The 19,970-nt window shown below is 70.7% G+C and carries 16 protein-coding genes; 5 read left to right on the forward strand and 11 right to left on the reverse strand.

Features of this window, described 5'->3' with window-relative positions; translation table 11 throughout:
* Positions 1–26: 26 nt before the first annotated feature.
* Positions 27–2,048, reverse strand: coding sequence for a hypothetical protein (locus tag IPG72_00950; GenBank protein ID MBK6767607.1), 2,022 nt, complete (start codon positions 2,046–2,048; stop codon positions 27–29).
* Between the two features lie 148 nt (positions 2,049–2,196).
* Between IPG72_00950 and IPG72_00955 the strand changes: the two genes are divergently transcribed.
* Positions 2,197–2,427 carry a CopG family transcriptional regulator gene (locus IPG72_00955; GenBank protein ID MBK6767608.1) on the forward strand — a complete coding sequence of 77 codons (231 nt, stop codon included), beginning with the start codon at positions 2,197–2,199 and terminating at the stop codon, positions 2,425–2,427.
* Complete coding sequence (locus IPG72_00960; protein MBK6767609.1) at positions 2,414–2,671, forward strand: type II toxin-antitoxin system RelE/ParE family toxin; 258 nt, start codon at positions 2,414–2,416, stop codon at positions 2,669–2,671. The genes IPG72_00955 and IPG72_00960 overlap by 14 nt, the downstream gene beginning before the upstream one ends.
* A 9-nt stretch (positions 2,672–2,680) precedes the next feature.
* Here IPG72_00960 and IPG72_00965 read toward each other — a convergent pair whose 3' ends face one another.
* Complete coding sequence (locus tag IPG72_00965) at positions 2,681–4,876, reverse strand: RNA-binding transcriptional accessory protein (GenBank protein ID MBK6767610.1); 2,196 nt, start codon at positions 4,874–4,876, stop codon at positions 2,681–2,683.
* Between the two features lie 246 nt (positions 4,877–5,122).
* On the opposite strand from IPG72_00965, the gene IPG72_00970 reads away from it, so the two are divergent.
* Both IPG72_00970 and IPG72_00975 read left to right on the forward strand, forming a co-directional pair.
* On the forward strand, positions 5,123–5,449 hold the full coding sequence (locus tag IPG72_00970; GenBank protein MBK6767611.1) for a VOC family protein: 327 nt from the start codon (positions 5,123–5,125) through the stop codon (positions 5,447–5,449).
* 398 nt (positions 5,450–5,847) lie between these two features.
* Positions 5,848–6,765 (forward strand): restriction endonuclease, encoded by a 918-nt coding sequence (locus IPG72_00975; protein MBK6767612.1) that lies wholly within the window; start codon positions 5,848–5,850, stop codon positions 6,763–6,765.
* 39 nt (positions 6,766–6,804) lie between these two features.
* Here IPG72_00975 and IPG72_00980 read toward each other — a convergent pair whose 3' ends face one another.
* The 8 genes from IPG72_00980 to IPG72_01015 form a co-directional block, all read right to left on the reverse strand.
* Positions 6,805–7,017 carry a type II toxin-antitoxin system HicA family toxin gene (locus tag IPG72_00980; protein ID MBK6767613.1) on the reverse strand — a complete coding sequence of 71 codons (213 nt, stop codon included), beginning with the start codon at positions 7,015–7,017 and terminating at the stop codon, positions 6,805–6,807.
* A complete protein-coding gene (locus IPG72_00985) occupies positions 7,014–7,265 on the reverse strand; it encodes a type II toxin-antitoxin system HicB family antitoxin (GenBank protein ID MBK6767614.1) in 252 nt (83 codons plus the stop codon). Before IPG72_00985 ends, IPG72_00980 begins: the two co-directional genes overlap by 4 nt.
* Positions 7,266–7,364: 99 nt before the next feature.
* Positions 7,365–9,170 (reverse strand): ABC transporter ATP-binding protein, encoded by a 1,806-nt coding sequence (locus IPG72_00990; protein MBK6767615.1) that lies wholly within the window; start codon positions 9,168–9,170, stop codon positions 7,365–7,367.
* Positions 9,167–11,071 carry an ABC transporter ATP-binding protein gene (locus IPG72_00995; protein MBK6767616.1) on the reverse strand — a complete coding sequence of 635 codons (1,905 nt, stop codon included), beginning with the start codon at positions 11,069–11,071 and terminating at the stop codon, positions 9,167–9,169. Before IPG72_00995 ends, IPG72_00990 begins: the two co-directional genes overlap by 4 nt.
* A gap of 70 nt (positions 11,072–11,141) precedes the next feature.
* On the reverse strand, positions 11,142–11,771 hold the full coding sequence (locus IPG72_01000; protein MBK6767617.1) for a hypothetical protein: 630 nt from the start codon (positions 11,769–11,771) through the stop codon (positions 11,142–11,144).
* Complete coding sequence (locus IPG72_01005) at positions 11,768–12,619, reverse strand: hypothetical protein (protein MBK6767618.1); 852 nt, start codon at positions 12,617–12,619, stop codon at positions 11,768–11,770. Before IPG72_01005 ends, IPG72_01000 begins: the two co-directional genes overlap by 4 nt.
* Complete coding sequence (locus tag IPG72_01010) at positions 12,568–13,080, reverse strand: hypothetical protein (protein MBK6767619.1); 513 nt, start codon at positions 13,078–13,080, stop codon at positions 12,568–12,570. The genes IPG72_01005 and IPG72_01010 overlap by 52 nt, the downstream gene beginning before the upstream one ends.
* Before the next feature lies 1 nt (position 13,081).
* The gene (locus tag IPG72_01015; protein ID MBK6767620.1) at positions 13,082–13,687 is read right to left on the reverse strand and encodes a sigma-70 family RNA polymerase sigma factor; all 606 of its coding nucleotides are present in this window, start codon (positions 13,685–13,687) and stop codon (positions 13,082–13,084) included.
* A gap of 265 nt (positions 13,688–13,952) precedes the next feature.
* Here IPG72_01015 and IPG72_01020 point away from each other — a divergent pair, with 265 nt between their 5' ends.
* Positions 13,953–18,644 carry a PQQ-dependent sugar dehydrogenase gene (locus IPG72_01020; GenBank protein MBK6767621.1) on the forward strand — a complete coding sequence of 1,564 codons (4,692 nt, stop codon included), beginning with the start codon at positions 13,953–13,955 and terminating at the stop codon, positions 18,642–18,644.
* Positions 18,645–18,749: 105 nt separating this feature from the next.
* Here the strand turns inward: IPG72_01020 and IPG72_01025 are convergent, their stop codons facing one another.
* On the reverse strand, positions 18,750–19,943 hold the full coding sequence (locus tag IPG72_01025) for a thiolase family protein (GenBank protein MBK6767622.1): 1,194 nt from the start codon (positions 19,941–19,943) through the stop codon (positions 18,750–18,752).
* Positions 19,944–19,970 lie beyond the last annotated feature (27 nt).

Below are 19,970 nucleotides of genomic sequence, written 5' to 3' on the forward strand. Positions count from 1 at the left end.
CCGAGAGCATGCCCGGAACGTCACGATCACTCCAACCGCGCCACCCCCGCGTCGGTCCCGACCCACAGCCGCCCGGCGCCGTCGAACGCGAGCGCGAAGACCCGCTGCCAGTCGCGTACCTCGTCCGGACGCGCAGCCGAGACGGCGATCCGCTGCCACCGGCCATCGGCGTCCAGTCGGACGAGGCCGCCCTCCGTGCCCAACCAGATGCCGCCCTCCATGTCGGCTGCGAACGCCTGGATCCCGCCGTACGCTTTGCCGGCGAAGGCCGAGCGCAACTCCGCCCGCCGATCGGACCACCGTCCATCGGCGGAGAGTGACCACAGATCGTCGCCGGACGCGAACCACCGGCCGCCGGCGCGGTCCACGAGCATCCGTTGGACGTACGCGTCCGCCAGGCCGTCCGGCGCGTCGACGACTCGCCAGTCGCCGCCCGCGCCGCGCACGGTGAGCCCGAAGCCGCCGAACCAGAGCTCGCGGCGGCCGGCATCGTAGGCCATCGGATGTTGGACGTAGGTCGGGCCGTCCGGGCTCATCGGGAGATGGGTGAGGTGCTGCGTCCGCCCGTCCGCGAAGATCGCCAGGATGCCGTCGGCGGGGGTCGACTCGTCGTTGCCGCGGATGTCGGTCCAGAGCGTGCCGTCACCATCCAGGACGAGGTCGCCGAAGTATGCCCGGGCGTCGAGCGCGCGGCTCTCGAACAGCGTTTCGGTACCGTCTGGGCCAAGCCTCACGAGCCGCTGTCCATCGCTGGCCCACAGCGTGCCGTCGGCGCCGACGAGCACCCGCCCGACGCCCGCCGGGTCCGGCTGCCCGGCCTGCAGCCCGCGGCTCGTCCAGTGCCCATCGCGGTCGATGTGTACCAGCCCGCCCAGCGGCGATGCGTTGTCGGCGATGCCGAGCCACACGCTTCCATCCAGGTCAGGGGCGATCGAATTGACGCGGCCGCCGGCCAGCGGCAGTCCGACGCGCAGCACCGGGCCGCGGCCGTCGGCGTCGACGCGGACGATCGTGCCGCCGAGCGCGGCCCAGACGCGGCCTCCCGGGTCGACGGCCAGGCGCGTGAGGCCGTCGGTCGGCAGGCCGGCTGGGCCGCCCTCTACCCGCCACCGACCGTCCGCGCCGATGCTTTCCACGTTGTTCGCGCCGCCCACCCAGAGCCGGTCCGCGGTGTCGAAGACGAGGTCCGCCGGGGCGAAGGAGTAGCGCTGCCGGGCGGCGACACCGTGCGTCACGTTGTCCGCGCCGTAGCGCGTGACGTACGCCCCCTGCGCATCGGCCGTCCAGCAGCCACCCAGACGATCGGCCGCGATCCGGTGCACGGGGTTGGCCGCCCACTCGTACCACCGGCCGGAAGAATTGAGGCGCGACACGCCCCCGGCATTGCCGAACCACGCCATCCCGCCGCCGAAGGCGATCGCGAGCTTCGTGTGCCGGCAGTCAAGGCCGTCGCACCTGAGGTTCTCGTTCGGGTTCCGCACGGTCGTCCACGTCCCATCCGCTTCCTGCCGGCTCACACCGTGCCACGCCGCCACCCACACCCGCCCCTCGGGATCGACCTCGATGGCATAGACCGCGTTACCCGCCAGCCCATCGGCCGTCGTGAACGCCTGCCACGTCCCATCGGGCGCCACGCGCCGCACGCCCGTCGTCGCGTCCGCATCGGCAATCGTCTCCGTCGGCTTGGCGGCCAGCCAGAGGTTGCCGGCCGCGTCGAGGGCCAGCGCGCCGATCGGACCCGCCGGTACGCCGTCGGCCTCGGTCAGCCATCGATGTTCGCCCGTTGCGCTCGCACTGTCCCAGCGCAGCACGCCGTCGTCCGTGCTGGCGAACACGATGCCGTTCGCGTCGACGACGAGGTCGTTGAACCGCGTGCGGGCGTAGGCCGTCCAGCGCGTCATCGGCCCGCGGTCGGCGAGGGCGTTGCGGGCGACGATCGGCAGGAACAGGCGTTGCATGTCGGCGTTTGCCGGCGGCTCAGGGTGTTGGGCAGTCGACACGACGACGGCGGCGAGGGCGAAGAGGACGGCGGCGATCCGACGGCGCATGATGGGTCTCCTGGCGATGGGCGGCGATGTACGGCAACGAGCGCCGGCAACGGGATGGTTGATCAACGTGAAACGATGGTCGGATCATGGCGCGGTCACATGCGCACGTCCGCTTGACGTCATAACGTCATAACGCTACACTGCCGACATGAGCACCGCCAAACGCGCCACCGTCTACTTCGAGCCCGACCTCCACCGTGTCCTGCGACACAAGGCGGCCGAGACCCACCAGAGCGTCTCGGAGTTGGTGAACGCCGCCGTGCGGCGGAGCCTGCTTGAGGATGCCAGCGATCTCGAAGCCTTCGAAGCACGGGTCGCCGAGCCCGATCTCGATTTCGAGACCGTCGTGCGGGACCTCAAGCGCCGTGGCAAGCTATAAGCTCCAGATCAAGCCCTCGGCCGCCAAGGAACTCGAGGGCCTTCCGATCGACGACCGGCGGCGCATCGTCGAACGCATCGCCGCCCTTGCCGCGGAGCCGCGCCCGGCTGGATGCGAAAAGCTGTCCGGCCTCGACAAGTACCGCGTTCGACAGGGAAGCTACCGCGTCCTGTATGCCATCGACGACGCAGCGTACTCCGTCACGGTGGTCAAGGTCGGTCATCGTCGCGATGTCTACCGCTAGCAGGGCGACCTACGCCCCCACCCACCCCAACCCAATCCGCCCCCGCTCGCGCTCCACCCGCACCACCTCCACCGTCACGACATCCCCCACCCCCAGCCGCACCCCCAGCGGCACCGCCGTCCGGTGCAACAGCCCGTCCTGCTCGACGCCGAGGTCGACGAACGCGCCGAAGTCGACGACGTTGCGGACGGTGCCGCTCAGCTGCATCCCGACGGTCAGGTCGGCCATCGACAGCACGTCCTCGCGGAGCAGCGGCGGCGGCGCGTCCTCGCGCGGGTCGCGGCCGGGGCGGGCGAGCTGCTCCACGATATCGACGAGCGTCGGCACGCCGACGTCGACGGTCGCCGCCAGCGTCGCCACGTCGTGGCCGGCGAGCAGCGCGTCGAGGGACGCGCGTCGGGACTCCGGCGGCGTCGCGGGCGCGATCCCGGCGCGGGCCAGGACGGCCTTCGCGGCCCGGTAGCTCTCCGGGTGGATCGCGCTCGCGTCCAGCGGCTCGTCGCCGGCACGGATCCGCAGGAAGCCGGCCGACTGCTCGAACGCTTTCGGGCCGAGGCCGGCGACGTCCTTCAGCGCGGCGCGCTTGCGGAACGGCCCGGCGGCGTCGCGGTGCGCCACGATCGCCTCGGACAGCTTCGGGCCGATACCGGCGACGCGGGCCAGCAGCGCCGGCGAGGCGGTGTTCACATCGACCCCGACGCGGTTCACGACGGACTCCACGACGCCGTCGACCGCATGCGCCAGCGCGCCCTGGTCGACATCGTGCTGATACATGCCGACGCCGATGGACTGCGGGTCGATCTTCACGAGCTCGGCCAGCGGGTCCTGGATCCGCCGGGCGATCGACACCGCGCCGCGCTCCGTGACGTCGAGCGTCGGCAGCTCGGCGCGGGCGAGCGGGCTGGCGCTGTAGACGCTGGCGCCGGCCTCGCTGACGACGACGTACTTCACGCCCTCGACCTCGCGCACGACGTCGGCCACGAGCCGCTCGCTCTCGCGCGACGCCGTGCCGTTGCCGATGGCGACGAGCGTCACGCCGTGGCGACGGACGAGGTCGCGCAGCGTCGACATCGCCTGCGTCCGCTCGTTCTGGGGCGGGTGCGGGTAGATCTTGGCCGTCGCTGCCAACCGCCCCGTCGCATCGACGACCGCCAGCTTGCAGCCGGTGCGGAAGGCCGGGTCGACGCCGAGGACGGTGTGGCCGGCCAGCGGCGGCTGGAGGAGCAGGCCCTGCAGGTTGCGCGCGAAGACGTCGATGGCGTGGGCCTCGGCCCGCTCCGTCAGCGCCCGGCGGACGTCGCGCTCGATCGCGGGCAGCAGGAGGCGCGATGCCGCGTCGTCGATCGCGGTCGCCAGCTCGGACGCCAGCGGCGAGCGCACGTCGGCGCGGTAGCGCAGCGCCACGGCGTCCCGCCAGTCGCGCTCCGGCACGGTGACCTTCACGCGCAGCACGCCCTCGTGTTCGCCGCGGTTGAGGGCCAGCGTCTGGTGCGGCTGGAGGCGGTCGGCGCGGCCGCGGAAGTCGTAGTACGTCTCGTAGACGCCCTTTTCGTCGGCCACCCCCGCCTTGCGCACGGCGTCGACGCCGGCGTAGACGAGCGCCCGCCGCCGCGTGTCGCCGCGCACCGCCGGGTCGTCGGCCACGGTCTCGGCCACGATGTCGCGCGCGCCGGCCAGCGCCTCGTCGACGGTCGGGACGTTATCGCCGACGAACGACGCCGCCAGCTCGGCGGCGGTCTTGGGGGTCACGACCTGGCGCAGGATCATGTTCGCCAGGTGCGCGAGCCCCTTCTCGCGGGCGATCATCGCGCGCGTGCGGCGCTTCTGCTTGTACGGCAGATAGAGATCCTCGAGCGCCGTGCGGGTCTCCGCGGCCAGGATGGCATCGCGCAGCGCATCCGTCAGCTGGCCCTGCTCGGCGATCGCGGCGAGTACCGTCGCCCGGCGGGCGTCGAGGGCGCGCAGCTGCTCGAGGCCGTCGGCGACGGCGCGGATCTGGACCTCGTCCAGGCTCCCGGTGGCTTCCTTGCGGTAGCGGGCGATGAACGGCACGGTGTTGCCGCCGTCCACGAGCGCGATCGTCGCGAGGACCTTGACGGGCGGCAGGGCGAGGGCGCGGGCAAGGCGGGCGGCGTCGTCGGCGGGGGTGAACGGGACGAGGGGGGCGTGCGTTGGATCGGTCACGGCGGACGAGGCATCGGGCATCAGGCGAGCGGCTCCGGGGTCGCGAGGGAGGGGTCGACGAGCGTCAAGAAAGCTTCGGCGAGGATCACCGGATCTTAACGGAAACGGACTTGACGCGCCAGAACATATGTTCTACACTGTCACCCTCGGCGTCCGTCAAGCGTCGATTGTACGAGCGTCGCCGCTCACCCGCACCCCGTTCGTCCGAACGCAAAGGAGTCCACGTACGTGAACGCGATCAACTGGTTCGAGATCCCGGTGAAGGACATGGCCCGCGCAAGGGCGTTCTATGGCGCCGTCCTCGGCCAGGAGCTGCAGGACATGCCCGGCAGCGAGGGCACATACGTCTTCCTGCCCTCGGGCGAGAACGGCGTCGGCGGCGCGCTGACGTCGATGGAAGGTGCCGAGCCCGTCGGCAACAAGGGCTGCACTCTCTACCTGAACGGCGGCGGCGATCTTGCCGTGCCGCTCGGGCGTGTCGCGACGGCTGGCGGCTCGGTGACCCAGGAGAAGATGTCGATCGGCGAGAATGGTCACATCGGCTTCTTCATGGACACCGAGGGCAACCACGTCGGGCTGCACTCGATGGGGTAGAGCGAGCCGTCGCGCGGCCTAAGGCCCTCACCCCCCGACCCCCTCCCCCAAGCTTGGGGGAGGGGGAGGATCACGGGTTGGGGGAGCAGCTCGGCAAATTGGGGGCACCTTCCGGACGCTTCGGGTGTCCTAATGTCCAACCAAGGACGGCGTGGTGTTCTAGTAGGCATCCACGGTTTGGTTTGGCGATTTGGATTGGCGGCAACCGCCGCGGCTGGGGGACCGGCTGCGGCGGTTGCTGCGTTTTGGGCGCGCTGTGGATCCTCAGGAGACTGACTCAACTCCGAGTCCACTGGTCCGGATCGTTGTGCCCTGATATGCTCGACGGACTTGTACCGCGGGCCACGACACAGTTGTTCGGCTGGCTTCGCGCCGATTCCCCGTGAAGGATCGTGACGATGGCCGTGCCGGAGTTCTACTACTTCCTCCGTCCAGCACTCGAGGCCACCGCAACGAAGGATGGCATCCACTGGACTGAGGTCGCCGACGTCGCGGCTGACCGACTGCACCTCTCTCCCGATGATCGTAGTGAGATGATCCCGGGCGGAACCCGATCGCGGTGGCACGATCGAACGCACTGGGCACTCACGTACTTGCGAGCGGCCAAGCTCGTGGAAAAGGCCGGCAGGGGGCTGAGTCGCATCACACCCCGCGGGCGCGACTACCTATTGCGAGCGCCCGCGATCATCAAGCCCCAGGATCTGCGTGAGTTCCAGGAGTTCGTGGACTTCCATCGGCGGGACCGAGCCAGCGAGCCAAAGGCATTGCAGGCCGGCGCGGAGTTGGAGATCAAGACGCCGCAGGAAGCCCTCCGCGATGCCTACGTTCAACTTCGGTCGGCGCTGGCCGACGAAGTCCTTGATCGGGTGAAGGCGGTCACCCCGGCGCGATTCGAGACGATAATCGTCCAGCTGATGCTGCAGCTCGGTTATGGAGGATCGTTTGAAGACGCCGGGATGTCGGTCGGCCGAAGCGGGGACGAGGGCATCGACGGGATCATCAAGCAGGACCGACTGGGACTGGACAACATCTATCTTCAGGCGAAGCGCTGGGGCGAAAGTACGGTCGGCAGGAAGGAGATCCAGGCGTTTGTTGGCGCGCTATCCGGACGGGGCGCATCGAAAGGCGTGTTCATCACCACGTCCACGTTCAGCCGCGAGGCGCGCGACTACGCCAAGGCGCTTCAGACACCGACGCTCTCACTGATCGACGGAATCGAACTCGCGCGACTGATGATCAACGTTGATCTTGGCGTGTCGTTGGAGGAGCGCTTCGACGTGAAGCGCATCGACTCGGACTTCTTCATCGAGTCGTAGTTACACCGTCCGTTAGCAGATGAGATCCGGAGTTCGCCGTCAGCTGCCGGAAAAGGCCTGCCAGTCCAAACCGAGCTGCCGAACGACCGCACGGATTGTGCCCAGTTTCAGGTCCTTCGAGCCCCAGTCCGGAACCGATGCCACCCGGTCAGTGGCGGGACTGAACCACTTGCGATGCGAACCACCACCGCGCCGAGGCAGTTCGCGGCAACCCAGGGCCTCGAGACGACGCGCGGCTTCCCGGTACTTCATGCGACCAGGACAGCGGTCTCCAGCCAAATGGGCGCGTCAGGTGCAACGCGCTGCAAGGCCGGCGGCAAGGGACGATCGAGGTCCTGATACGCCTCGAAGATCGCCGCCAGCGCATCCGTCGCGTTGGCCATTGCTTCGGCCAGCGTGTCGCCCTCCGTGACCAATTCAGGTACGATCGGACAGGTCACCGTGTAACCGCCTTCGGGCTGCGGTTCGAGGATGAGGGGTAGTTTGTAGACGCCTTCCATGCGCTGGCCTCCAGGAAGACCGAACCTGACCAAGACCTGAGGGCAATGGGTCGAGTGTACGCCCTATTGTAGCGTGGCCCAGCGCGGTGGCTTCGTTCGTCACTCGGGCGTCCCCTTCGCCCCCTGCCACAACCCCCGAAACACCTCGCTCGTCCCCAACAACGACTCGACGGTCCCCACCGCCACCACCCGCCCCCCATCCATCACAACCACCTGATCGGCCCGCTGCAGCGCCGCCCGCCGGTGCGCCACCGCCAGCACGGTGCGGCCGGGGATCGCGAAGAGGCGGTCCCACAGTCGCGCTTCGGTCTCGACGTCGAGGGCGCTCGACAGGTCGTCGAACACCAGGAGGCTCGGCTCGCGGATCAGCATCCGCGCCGCCGCCGCGCGCTGCGCCTGGCCGCCGGACAGGCGCGTGCCGCGCGGCCCGAGGCGCGTGGCGAGGCCGTCGGGCATCGCGGCGACGTCGGCGTCGAAGACGGCGCGGTGCAGGGCGGTGGCGATCGCCGCATCGTCGCGGTCGAGGCCCAGGAGGAGGTTGTCGCGCAGCGGGTCGGAGAACAGGCGCGGTGCCTGGGGTGTGTAGGCGGCCCGCGGCGGGACGAACCACGTCGCGGGATCGTCGATGATCCGGCCGTTCCACTCGATCGTCCCGGCGTCGGAGGGCAGCAGGCCGAGGAGGACGCGCAGGAGCGTCGTCTTGCCGGCGCCGACCGGGCCGGTGATCACCGTCACCGTGCCGCCGGCGATGTCGAGGTCGACGTCCTCGATCCCGCGTGCGCCGTCCGGCCAGCGCATCGTCAGGCCGCGGGCGGTCAGCGTCGTCAGCGCGTCGGCGGGCGAGCGGACGGGCTGCGGGACTTGCGGCAGATCGCGCCAGAGGTGGACGGGGCGGTGGCGGACGAGGACTCGCTCGGGGGCGGGGTCGTCGACGAGCTCGGCCAAGCGCTTCAGCGAGACATCCGTCTGGCGGAAGTTCGTCAGATACTGGCCGAACATGCTCGTGATGACGGTCACCCACCCCAGGTAGGAGACGAACAGCGCGAAGTCGCCGACGGCGAAGGCGTCCGCGTCCGTCCGAAGGCGCAGCGCGAGGAGGACGAGCAGCAGGCCGATGCCGATCGTGCTCATGTTGTAGGTGAGGGCCTCGATGAAGCGCGACAGCGCCGCGTCGCGCAGGACGGCCCGGCGGCGGCGGGCGTTCAGCTCGCGGAAGTGGGCGATCACCCGGCCCTCGGCGCCGGCCACCTTGACCGCCAGCACCGCGCCGACGATCTCGCCGATGTGCCCCGTCACCGCCCCCTCGCTCTCCCGGCTGGCCAGCCGCAGCCGCCGGATCCGCCCGGCCAGCACGTTGACCAGCGTCACGGTGGCGATCAGCGGACCGAACACGGCAATCGTCAGGCGCGGGTCAACGCGCCAGAGCACGGTCAGCGCTGTCCCGAGGGCAAGCGACTGGCCGATGGGATCGAGCGTCCAACTCAGGAAGGTCGGCACGGCCTCGACATCGCCCCGCAGCCGGCTGATCGCCTCGCCGGTCGACGATGGCAGCGGGCGTGCGCCGGGCCGGCCGAGGATGTGCTCGAGCAGGTTCGCCCGCAGGAGCGTCCGGATCACCTGGTGGAGGGACTGTTCGGCCGCGACGGCGCCGAGAAGCGACGTGAACCGCATCGCGCCGATGCCGGCGACAGCGGCGACGAGCCAGAGGAGCGCGGTCTGGCCGGCGCCGGAGGTCGCGGCGGCCGAACCCGCCGCGTCGGCCGACAGACGGTCGAAGATCGCCTTGACGACGAGGCCGGGCAGGAGCGGGACGAGGTAGAACAACACGCTCGCCAGCAGTCCGCTGGTGGCATACAACGGCCAGGCGTAGCGGGCGAGGCGGGCGAGGGTGCGCCAGAACTTCATCGGTCGGCCTCGCCCGATGCCGTTTCCGGCGACGATGCGGAGGCCGACGTCGACGACAATACCGCGCCGACATCGCCGCCGCTTCCGACTGCCAGCGTCGTCATCGCCGCGTCGAGGTCCTCGAGCCCCGCCGCCAGCAGCTGCGCGTAGCGCGAGCCCGCATCCGCCGCCAGCGCCGCCCGCGGCCCGTGCTCCACGATGCGCCCGTCCGCCAGCAGGCACACGGCGTCCAGTCGCTGGACGGTTGCCAGTCGGTGGGCGATGACGACGACGGTGCGGCCGGCCGCCAGGCGCGCCATCGCCGCGGTCAGGCGCGTCTCGGTGGCCGGATCGAGGCGCGACGACGCCTCGTCGAGGACGACGAGGCCGGGGTCGCCGATGAAGATCCGGGCGAAGGCGAGGAGCTGCGCTTCGCCGGCCGAGACGCCGCCGCCGGGCGCGAGCACGGTGTCGAGGCCGTTGGCCAAGCCGTCCACCCAGGCGCCGAGGCCGAGGCCGTCGAGCGCGGCGCGGATCCGCTCGTCGTCGACGGTCGGGTCGAAAAGCGTGAGGTTGTCGCGCAGCGTGGCGTGGAAGAGCTGGACGTCCTGGGTGACGATCGCGACGCGCCGCCTGAGGTCGGCCGTCGGGACGTCGCGCACGTCGATGCCGCCGAGGCGGACGGTGCCGGCGGTCGGGTCGAGGAGGCGCAGGAGCAGGCGGGTGAGCGTCGTCTTGCCGCTGCCGCTCGGGCCGAGGAGGCCGAGGGACGTGCCGGCGGGGACGTCGAACATGATGTTGTGCAGCGTCGGGGCGTCACTGCGACCGATGTCGCCTGGCACGATGTCGCCAGGCACGATGTCGCCACGCCCATCGCCGTTCCGGTCGCCGTAGCGGAAGTCCACCCCATCGACCGTGACCGCCAGCGGCCCGGAGGGCAAGGCACGGGCGCGGTCGGGCGGCGGCTCGGTCAGCGTCGTCCGCTCGTCGAGCAGCGCGCGGATGCGGGTGATGCTGGCGCCGGCCTGCTGCAGATCACCCAGCTGCCGGGCGATGCCGGAGAGCGGGCCGTCGAGCTGGAGGCTGTAGCTGAAGAGGAGCCAAGCGGTGCCGAGCGTGATCGACCCGTCCTGGACGAGCACGACGGCCCAGCCCAGGCTGATCGCCATCGCGATGAACAGCAGGAGCACGGACGTGCCGCCCGTGGCCGAGCCGAGGAGGCTGGCGCGGAGGTTGCGGCGCCAGATGTCGCGGGAGAGGCCGAAGAAGCGGCGGAGCGTGTAGGCCACGGCGCCGTTCGCGCGCAGGTCCTCCGTGCCGGCGAGGCGCTCCTCGAGGAAGCCGAACAGCTGCGCCGAGGCCTCGCGCGCCGCCGCCCAGTGCGGCACGGCCAGGTGCAGGACGCCGCGCATGATCGCGATGGCGAGGAGGACGAAGATGGCCATCGTGGCGCCGATCCGCGCGTCCACCCGGAACAGCATCGCCAGCACGCCGAGCACGAGCAGCGCGCTGCCGACGAGCTCGAGCAGGAAGCGCGACACGAAGTTCGCCAGCGTCGCGACGTCGCCGTCGATCCGCTCGATCAGCTCGCCGGGCGTGTGGCGGCCGTGGAAGGCGAGGTCGAGGCGGAGCACGTGGTCGAGGAGGTCCTCGCGCATCCGATTCGTCGCCGTCTGCGCCAGCTCGGTGGACACGATGCCGGCGGCCACCATCAGCCCCTGGAGGACGAACGCGAGGCCGACGAACAGCGCGGCCAGGCGGATGAGGTCGCCGGCGGGCGCGCCGCCGATCGCGCCGTCGATGAACGCGCGCTGGAGCTGCGGGCCCGCGAGGTCGAGGCTGATGTCGGCGAGCATGAGGGCGAAGAGGAGGGCGGCGCGGGCGCGGAGGGGGAGGAGGTAGCGGGTGAGGAATTCGCGCATGGGGGTGGATGCTAGCGGTGCGCTCCGGTTGGGCAAGTTGGTGCGAACACGGTCGACACCACACGTGAGCTCATGGCAGATCGATCGGGAATGTCCAGGGGCCGGGGATCTGGAAGATGGGACGGGAAAAGCACAGTTCGACGGATGGCAGGAGTTCGTTTGGCGCACCCCCCACCATGCGCCACATCGCCGGCGCGACTCCGGTCTGCGGCGAGCCGTGTCCGCCGCCGAGGGTGAAGGGCCTGCATGCGCGGCGCGGCCCGTTCCACAACGACATGCGCTGGACGCGGCCAACATCCAGGTCGACCAACTGCCGCCCGTCCCATCCATCGTCGGCCCAATGGGCAGTGATCATTGCCCTTGGCGGGTGTATCACTCTCGTCGGATTCTGATCGGTAGGCTTCGGATCGCCAGAATCGATGACCACAGCGAAGCCGATCGGCAGCTGTCGTTCCGCGACACGCAAGGTATCCGTCACTGGATAACGTTCCGGGGCTGTGCCGCTATGCGCGATCAGGCCAAGATTCCTGGTGTGGGCAAACGTGGCTGCGACCGTATCCAGGCGAATGGTTGTTGAATGCAAACCATTCAGCCGTGTTCGCTCGACAAGGGACTCGTCGTCAACGGCCAGCAGCAGGGGGCCGACGGTCAGACGGCGGATCGCTTCACCTGGACCACCCAATCCTCGGAAGACAGTCACCGGGAACCGAGGCGCCTCGAACGAGATTCCGGCAGCCGGTGGGTCGAGCACGCCTCCCCGCGGAGACTATCCGCCGATTGCCCGGTGACATGTTCCCACAAGGTCACGGGAGGAACGGCGGCCCCCGTTCCATCGTTAACTCCGAACGCGGCCAACACGTGCTCAACTTCTTGCTCAAACGCGTACGTCCTCGCGTCGTCGTCAGCCGATACGAAGCGCACGTCGTCGCCATGTGCCACGTCGACGGTTTCCACGCGTACGGCCAGCTGTCCCGCGGCTGGCAGCGCCCCCCAAGCTCGTAGCCTGACGCCGCCGCGGACCTGATCGTCCCCAAGACGATGCGCAGGCTTGAGTTTGCCGCTGGCCACCGAGACAAGAGGCACATCGACGGGCTGAAGCGACGCAAGGAACGTCGTGTAGTCGCGGCCGCCGAAGTCCCCCTCCAGCTGACGCCCGTTGGAATCTGATCGGTAGGTGTCGAAGAACTCGATGTGCCCCCGGCCGGAACGCGGCATGCCAAAGCGCGCGACGCCGCTGTTCCGCTCGGTCAGCAGCAGCGGACCATATACGCACTCCTCCGGCCGGCTCAGGTCGCGGTCAAAGGAGCTGTTCGAGACATCACAGGTTCGGATCGTCAACCGGCTTCCATTCGGCACGCCGCGATAGATCGTCGCCATCGCAGGCGATCCGTCATCCTCTGGCCCGGCGCCCTTGACCCTCACGATCACCAGCGTGCCTCGCGAATCCGAGACCAGACCTTCGATGACGATCGGCACTGGGTATCCCTTGGTCACCGTCACCGGCCCCGTCGCCACCACGGCATCCGGCCGCAGCGGCAGGATCCCCATCCCCGCACCCAGTAGTACGCCTCCCCGTCCGTCTCGTCGCCCCGCACCCCAACCCCCATCACCGCCCGCACCCACTCCCCCACCCCCCGCGCCCGCTCCCCGATCGTCCCGCCACCCGGCATCGTCGTCAACGCGGTCCCCGCGACGAGCACGACGACCACCGCCCCCGCGAACGCCATCGCCCACACCGGCCGCCGCACCGTCCCCGCGCCGCGCCGCCACCCCGCCACACGCGCCCGCCCGACCTCGCCCGCCACGCGCCCCGCCAGCGTATCGGGAGCCGCGACCGGCTGGAGCACGCGGCGGAGCGCCGCATCGACGCGCGCGGCCTCGGCCAAAGTCGAGGCGGCAACGGGCAACGATGCGGGCGACGATGCCGTCGACGCGGTCGACGCGCCGTCCAGTCGCCGATACGCCTCAGCCAAGGACGCGTCGTCCGTCGTCGTTCGGCGTCGGAACACGTCACACCTCCCCGTCAGCGGCGTGGGCGCGATAGAGCGCTCCGAGCCGCTTGCGCGCGCGGAACAGCCGGGTCTCGACCGTCGAGACGGGTACGTCCAGCAGCGCGGCGATCTCGGCGTAGGTCAGGTCTTCCAGGTAGCGCAGGACGAGCACGGCGCGATCGGCGGGCGCCAGCGCTTGGAGGTGGCGCTCGAGGTCGATCCGAAGGTCGTCCGAAGCGCGCCACGCTCGCCCACCGACGTCGGTGTCCGCGACGTTCGTGATGTCGCCGTCGATGGCCGCGTCGTCCAGCGACACCGTGTGGGCGCCGTTGTTGGCGCGACCGACGCGACCCACGCGACCCCCGCGCAGCCCGTTCAGCGCGCTGTTCGTCGTCAACCGGCGCAGCCACGGCCAGAGCGGCTCGCCCGGGCGGAAGCGGTCCAGCTGGCGGTGGAAGCGGACGAAGGCGTCCTGCGCCAGATCCTCGGCGTCCGTTCGGTCGCCGCAGAGGTGGTAGCACAGGCTGTAGACGGCGTCCTGGTAGCGCTGGACCAGGAGGCCGAACGCCTGGCCGTCGCCGTTGCGCGCGCGGTCGATGAGGCGGTCGTCGGTGGAGGCGGCCATCGGCGGCGCGTTCCTGGCGGGGGCGGGGCGGAGGTCCGTCGGGCGGCGCAACAGCCCATTGAGTAGCGTCATGGCATACAGTACACGCGCACCGGCTCGGTTTCTTGCACCCAAGGGCTCGGCGTCCACAACCGATGCGCCTCCGATTCGCCGCGAACCCGCCGTCACCCCAACCGGTTGCCCCGCGTCCATCCTTCATTGCACACTTCTGCGCTCGTTTCTCCGCCATCCACCATCCCGCTCCCCTACCTGCAAGGCTGTACCGATGCTCAATCGCCCCATCGCCGCGGGCGGCCTCGCCGCGCTCGCCCTCGCCTTCCTGCCCGCCGGTCCGCACGCGCCGTCCGCGGCCGCCGCGATGCTTGCGATGTCCGCGACGTCCGCCACCGCCGCGACCGCGGCCCCTTCGGCCCTGCCGACCGGCTTCGTCGAGACGCGCGTCGCCGACAAGCTGAACGGTGCGACGGCGATGACGATCGCCCCGGATGGCCGCGTGTTCATCGCCGAACAGCGCGGGACGGTCCGCGTCGTCGAGAACGACGTCCTGCTTGCCGAGCCCGTCCTCACGGTCGCCACGACCGCCATCGAGGATCTCGGTCTCCAAGGCATCACCGTCGGTCCGGACTTTGAATCGTCGCCGTCGCTCTACGTGCTGGCCACTGTCGATGAGCCCACGACGCACAACCGGATTCTCCGCTACAAGGTCACCGGCAACGATGCCCCGGTCGAGAGCGCCCAGGTCATCGCCGACCTCGAGACGCTGACCACGCGCACGCGCGTCGGCGGCGGGCTCCACTTCGGCGCCGACGGCATGCTCTACGTGGGCACGGGCGACAACGGCGATGGGGCCAAGGCCGCCAGCTTGGAGTCCACGCTCGGCAAGATCCTTCGCCTTGCCCCGGACGGCCACATCCCACCCGACAACCCGTTCTTCGCAACGCAGCAGGGCCGCAACCGCGCGATCTGGGCGAGCGGACTGCGCAACCCGTTCACGTTCGCTGTCCAACCGGGCACCGGCCGCATGCTGATCAACGACATCGGACAAGCCGCGTTCGAGGAGATCAACGAGGGTGCGGCCGGCGAGGACTACGGCTGGCCGTCGACGGAAGGCCCGACGTCCGCGCCCGGGATCACCGGCCCCCTCTATGCCTACCCGCACGTTCCAGGCTGCGCGATCAGCGGCGGCGCGTTCTACAACCCGGCCGACGCCTGGTTCCCGCCGTCGTATGTCGGCAAGTACTTCTTCGCCGATTACTGCCAAGGCGAGATCCGCGTCCTCGACCCGAACAACCCCACCGACGTCACCGTCTTCGGCTCGACCAGCGCCCCGTCGTGGCCGATCGACGTTCGCGTCAGCCCGGACGGCGCGCTGTACTACCTGGCACGCGGTTCGGACTTCGGCACCGATACGGGCGCGCTCTACAAGGTCCGCTACGTCGGCAGCGGCCAGCCGACGATCGGGATCCAACCGGTCGCTACATCCGTCGTCGTCGGCCGCACGGCCCGCTTCAGCGTCCGCGCCTTCGGGACGCAGCCGCTGACCTACCGCTGGCAGCGGGACGGCGTCGACGTGCCCGGCGGGACGGGCGCCGAGCTCGCCGTCGGCCCGGTGCAGCCATCGGACAGCGGCGCGCGCTTCAGCGTGATCGTCGGCAACGGCGAGGGCTCGGTGTCGAGCGATGCGGCGCTGCTGACGGTGACGGAGCGCACGCCGCCGGTGGCCACGATCCTCCTGCCGAACCCCGGTTTCCAGTTCGTCGGCGACGGGCTCGTCACGTTCTACGGCCAAGCCGTGGATGCGCTCGACGTCCCGCTGCCGCCCAGCGCGCTCTCGTGGCGCATGGACCTCCACCACGGCGACCACGTCCACGAGCTCATGCCGACGACGGCCGGGATCGCCGGCGGCACGCACATGCTCGACCTGGACGCCCACCGCAACCCCGACGCCTTCGTGCGGATCACGTTCACCGCGCGGGACAGCGAGGGTCTCGTCACCGTGCGGACGCGCGACATCCAACCCGTGCTCGTCGACCTCATGCTGGCGTCCGATCCACCCGGCATCACGCTGTCCGTGGACGACGCGCCGGTCACGACGCCGGCGACCGTACCGAGCATCGCCGGCGTGCGGCGGACCGTGGGCGCGGATGCGCTCGAACGGGTGGGCGGCGCGCTGTACGCGTTCGAGCGCTGGTCGGACGGGGGCGATGCGATCCACACGACGCCCCCGATGTCGCGGACGATGACGCTGACCGCGACGTTCCGGCTGTTCGGCGGCTCGCTGCCGATCGTCGACTGGGGCGGCGACTACGTCGACGCCGACGCCGGCTTCCGCGGCGCCGATGCGCCGGTCGAGTCCGAACTCGACCTCGAGCGCGACGGCGTGTACGACGACGAGCGCTGGTCGATCGAGTGGTCGGACGCCACGCCGCTCTCACCCCCGGTCGATCGGGCCGGCAAGAGCGCCCGGTTCTATGGCGGCCTCCTCATCGAGAGCTACGACCGCCCGTTCGAGTACAAGTGGGCCCAGGTCTGGGCCCAGTCGCCCGTCAAGCCGTTGGACAAGCTCTACTACGGCGCCAGCCCCGGAACGCGCGGCTGGGACCTGCGCTACTGGCGGAAGTCGGACTTCCTCAGCGGCGGCCACGACCGGCGCGTCTCGTTCGACGAGGCCAGCTCGATCGCGCTCGTGAACTACGAGGGCGGCGACGGCGTGCCACAGAACAACTCCGGTCAGGTGCGCATCGTCGTGAAGGACGGCGGACAGTGGTTCATCTCGGAGCGCGCCGGGGAACCGGCGAGCCAGACGGCATCGCTGATCATCACGAACCCACGGAACACCGGCTGGGCATTGTACGACCCGCAGCCGCCGCTCCGGCTCGCCTTCAAGCCCAGGTTCGCCCAGTTCGAACCGCACGTCTTCGTGGACATCCAGGCCGTCGGCTACCTCCACTCCAACGATGCCGTCCCGCCGCCCGCCGCCGACGTCCGCGCCGGCTTCACCGTCGAGCGCGTCCACGTGACAGCACGCCTCGGCGATCCGGCCACCGCCCTGCCGCCCGAGGGCCCGACGCTTGCCGCCAGCACCCCGGCCACCGCGCCCCCGACGAGCCCGCCGACCGAGACGCCGACCGTCACGCCCGGCCCGTCACCCACGGCGACGCGCACGCTCCTGCCCGGCGAGACGCCCCCTCCCACGGACACCGCCGCGCCGACGGACACCCCGCCCCCCGGCAGCACGACGGCCCGCCCGCCGGCCAGCGTGACGCCGACGTTCACCGTCACGTCGCCCGCGACGCGCACGCCGACCCGCCGTCCGCAAGGCGAGGGCGGTACGGTCTACCTGCCGATCGGCTACCGCCGCGCGACCGTCGCCGGCGTGCCGGTGCAGCTGGCGGAGAACGGCCCGCCGGTCCGCGCGGACGCCGCGGACGTCGCCCACGCCTCCCACCACTCGGAGGACCGCCAGCCCGTCCTCGTCGTCCTCCGCCCCGCCATCGACGTCGCGCGGCGCGACGTGCCCGACGACGTCGCCATGACCGCCGTCGCCCAGGCCCAGGACCGCGTTCTCGCCGATGTCGACGCGTCCGACGTCACGCTGCGCCACCGCTATGGGATCGTGCCGATGCTCTTCGTCGACGCGAGCGCGCGCGGCCGTGCGGCGCTGGCCCGACACCCGCTCGTGGCGGCCGTCGAGCCCGACCGCGTGAGCGTGCTGCAGCTCGCCGAGCACGCCCAAACGGTCCACGCCGACCGGGTATGGGCGGACTACGGCGTGACGGGCGAGGGCGTAAACGTTGCCGTGATCGACACCGGCGTCGACGCGAACCACCCGGACCTCAAGGCTGCGATCGTTGCCCAGAAGTGCTTCTCCGTCGAGAGCGGGTGCGGCGTCAACAGCGCCGCGTCCGAGAGCGATGACGCGATCGACCGGAACGGCCACGGCACCGGCATGGCGGGGATCGTCGCGGGCCGCGGCGTCGTGGCGCCGCGCGGGATCGCGCCCGGCGCCGGCATCGTGGCGGTGCGCGTTTTCAACGCCAAGGCCGAGTCGTTCATCAGCGACCAGGTCAAGGCGTTCGATTGGATCGTCCGCGAGCGGAGCCGGCTGAATGTCAAGATCGCCAACATGAGCCTCGGGTCGAGGGAAACGTTCACCGGCAACTGCGACCAGGCGGACCCGGCCCGCGCGACCGCCATCCAGACCGCGATCACGCGGGGCATCGCCGTCTTCGTCGCCACCGGCAACAGCGGAGCCCAGAATGCGCTCAGCGCGCCCGGCTGCCTGTCCAACGTCATCGCCGTCGCGGCCACATACGATGCCGATCTCGGCCGCGAGCCGGACCGCGGCGAGTTCGGCGGTCCCGACGGCTGCTTCGACGAGAACGCCTCACCGGACACGGTCACGTGCTTCTCGAACATCGGCCGCGGCGTGTCCGTCGTGGCGCCGGGCGCCTGGACGACGGCGCCCAAGATGGGCGGCGGGACGTCGTCGACGGTCGGGACGAGCAACGCCTCGCCGGTGGCCGCCGCGGTCGGTGCGCTCGTGGTGGCGGTGGACGGCAACATCCGCCCCGCGCAGCTCAAGAAGCTGCTCGAGGACACCGGCACGCTCGTCACGGCCAAGAACGGCCAGAAGTACCCGCGCGTCGATGCGCTGGCCGCCCTGATCAAGGCCGGCGCCAAGCCCGTCACGCCCGCCGGGCCGACGGCGTCGCCGACACCGACACGAGGGCCGACGGCCAGCGCGACGCCGACGGCCGCGCCGAGCGAAACGCCGGTGGCCGGATCACCGACGGCGGTGGCGTCCGCGACGATGCCCGCACCTTCGGCGACACCCTCGCCGCCGGATGAGACCCCCGTACCGACGCGGACCGAGGCGTCGGCAACGATCACGCCATTCCACGGGGACAACAATGGGCCGAGCATCTACCTACCGGTCGCCAGCAACGGACCATAGGAATCCGACGGCAACACAAACCCCGCCGGTAGGGGCACGGCGCGAAGGGCATGGGTCCGTATTGGCCGTTGGGGATTGGCCGTTGGGGATTGGCCGTTGCGGCCGTTACCCCACCCGCTCCACCACCACCGCCGTGCTCCCCCCCGTCCCGTGGCACAGCGTCGCCAGCCCGAGCGTCTTGCCGCGGTCGGCCAGCGCCGCCAGCAGCGTGACGATCAGCCGCGCGCCCGTCGCGCCGATCGGGTGGCCGAGGGCGATCGCGCCGCCGTTCACGTTCAGCTTGTCGTAGGGCACGCCCAGCTCGCGGTGGAAGAGGACGGAGTTCACCGCGAAGGCCTCGTTGTTCTCGAAGAGGTCGATGTCGTCGACCGTCATGCCGAGTTGGTCGAGGAGCTGCTTGACCGCCGGGATCGGCGCGGCGGCGAAGCGCCAGCCGGGGCCGGCGGCCCACGTGCTGCCCAACACCTTGGCGATCGGCTTGAGACCGTGGGCCGCCACGGCGTCCCCGCTGGCGACGACGAGCGCCGCGGCGCCGTCCGTCAGCTGGCTGGCGTTGCCGGCGGTGATCACGCCGTCCGGGTTGAACGCCGGCCGGAGCTTGGCAAGGCTCTCCAGCGTCGTGTCGGGCCGAATGCCCTCGTCGCGATCGACGACGGTCACGCCCTTGCGGCCCTGGATCTCGTACGGCGCGATCTCGCCCGCGAACTTGCCGCCGTCGGTCGCCGCCGCGGCGCGGCGGTGGGACTCGAACGCGACCTCGTCGAGGTCGGCGCGGCTGATCCCGAACTCGGCGGCCAGGCGCTCGGTCTGATCGCCCATCCGCTCGCCGGTCAGCGGGTCCGTCAGGCCGTCGTGGTCGAGGAGGTCGATCAGCGGCTCGGACTTGCCCGAGATGTACTTGTAGCCCCAGCGCGCCGCCGGCCGGAGCAGGAAGCCGCTCTGGGACATCGATTCCGTGCCGCCGGCGACCATGATGTCGCGCTCGCCCGCCTTGATGTGCGTCACGGCGTTCATCGTCGCCAGCATGGCCGAGCTGCACACCATGTTCACGTGGTAGCCGTCGATCGTGTCCGGGATGCCGGCTTTGATGGCGGCCTGGCGGGCGATCAACTGGCCATGCCCGGCGCTCACGACGTTGCCGAACACGTAGCCGTCGACGGCCTCGGGGGCGACGTTGCCGCGCGCCAGGGCCGCGCGCATCGCGTGCGCCCCGAGGTCGACCGGCGAGACGTCCATCAGCCCGCCGCCGAACTTGCCGAGGGGCGTCCGAGCGCCCGAGACGATGAATGCTTCCTTCATGGTCCGCAACTCCTTGTGCGCGAATTG

It is taken from the genome of Candidatus Avedoeria danica, from assembly GCA_016703025.1.
Classification (GTDB): domain Bacteria; phylum Chloroflexota; class Anaerolineae; order Epilineales; family Epilineaceae; genus Avedoeria; species Avedoeria danica.

Bases quoted from the DNA above. Each gene is read 5' to 3' on its own strand.
- IPG72_00950 (MBK6767607.1), bottom strand. From the start codon at position 2,048: ATGCGCCGTCGGATCGCCGCCGTCCTCTTCGCCCTCGCCGCCGTCGTC.
- IPG72_00955 (MBK6767608.1), top strand. From the start codon at position 2,197: ATGAGCACCGCCAAACGCGCCACCGTCTACTTCGAGCCCGACCTCCAC.
- IPG72_00965 (MBK6767610.1), bottom strand. From the start codon at position 4,876: ATGCCCGATGCCTCGTCCGCCGTGACCGATCCAACGCACGCCCCCCTC.
- IPG72_00970 (MBK6767611.1), top strand. From the start codon at position 5,123: ATGGCCCGCGCAAGGGCGTTCTATGGCGCCGTCCTCGGCCAGGAGCTG.
- IPG72_00975 (MBK6767612.1), top strand. From the start codon at position 5,848: ATGGCCGTGCCGGAGTTCTACTACTTCCTCCGTCCAGCACTCGAGGCC.
- IPG72_00980 (MBK6767613.1), bottom strand. From the start codon at position 7,017: ATGAAGTACCGGGAAGCCGCGCGTCGTCTCGAGGCCCTGGGTTGCCGC.
- IPG72_00985 (MBK6767614.1), bottom strand. From the start codon at position 7,265: ATGGAAGGCGTCTACAAACTACCCCTCATCCTCGAACCGCAGCCCGAA.
- IPG72_00990 (MBK6767615.1), bottom strand. From the start codon at position 9,170: ATGAAGTTCTGGCGCACCCTCGCCCGCCTCGCCCGCTACGCCTGGCCG.
- IPG72_00995 (MBK6767616.1), bottom strand. From the start codon at position 11,071: ATGCGCGAATTCCTCACCCGCTACCTCCTCCCCCTCCGCGCCCGCGCC.
- IPG72_01005 (MBK6767618.1), bottom strand. From the start codon at position 12,619: ATGGGGATCCTGCCGCTGCGGCCGGATGCCGTGGTGGCGACGGGGCCG.
- IPG72_01015 (MBK6767620.1), bottom strand. From the start codon at position 13,687: ATGGCCGCCTCCACCGACGACCGCCTCATCGACCGCGCGCGCAACGGC.
- IPG72_01020 (MBK6767621.1), top strand. From the start codon at position 13,953: ATGCTCAATCGCCCCATCGCCGCGGGCGGCCTCGCCGCGCTCGCCCTC.
- IPG72_01025 (MBK6767622.1), bottom strand. From the start codon at position 19,943: ATGAAGGAAGCATTCATCGTCTCGGGCGCTCGGACGCCCCTCGGCAAG.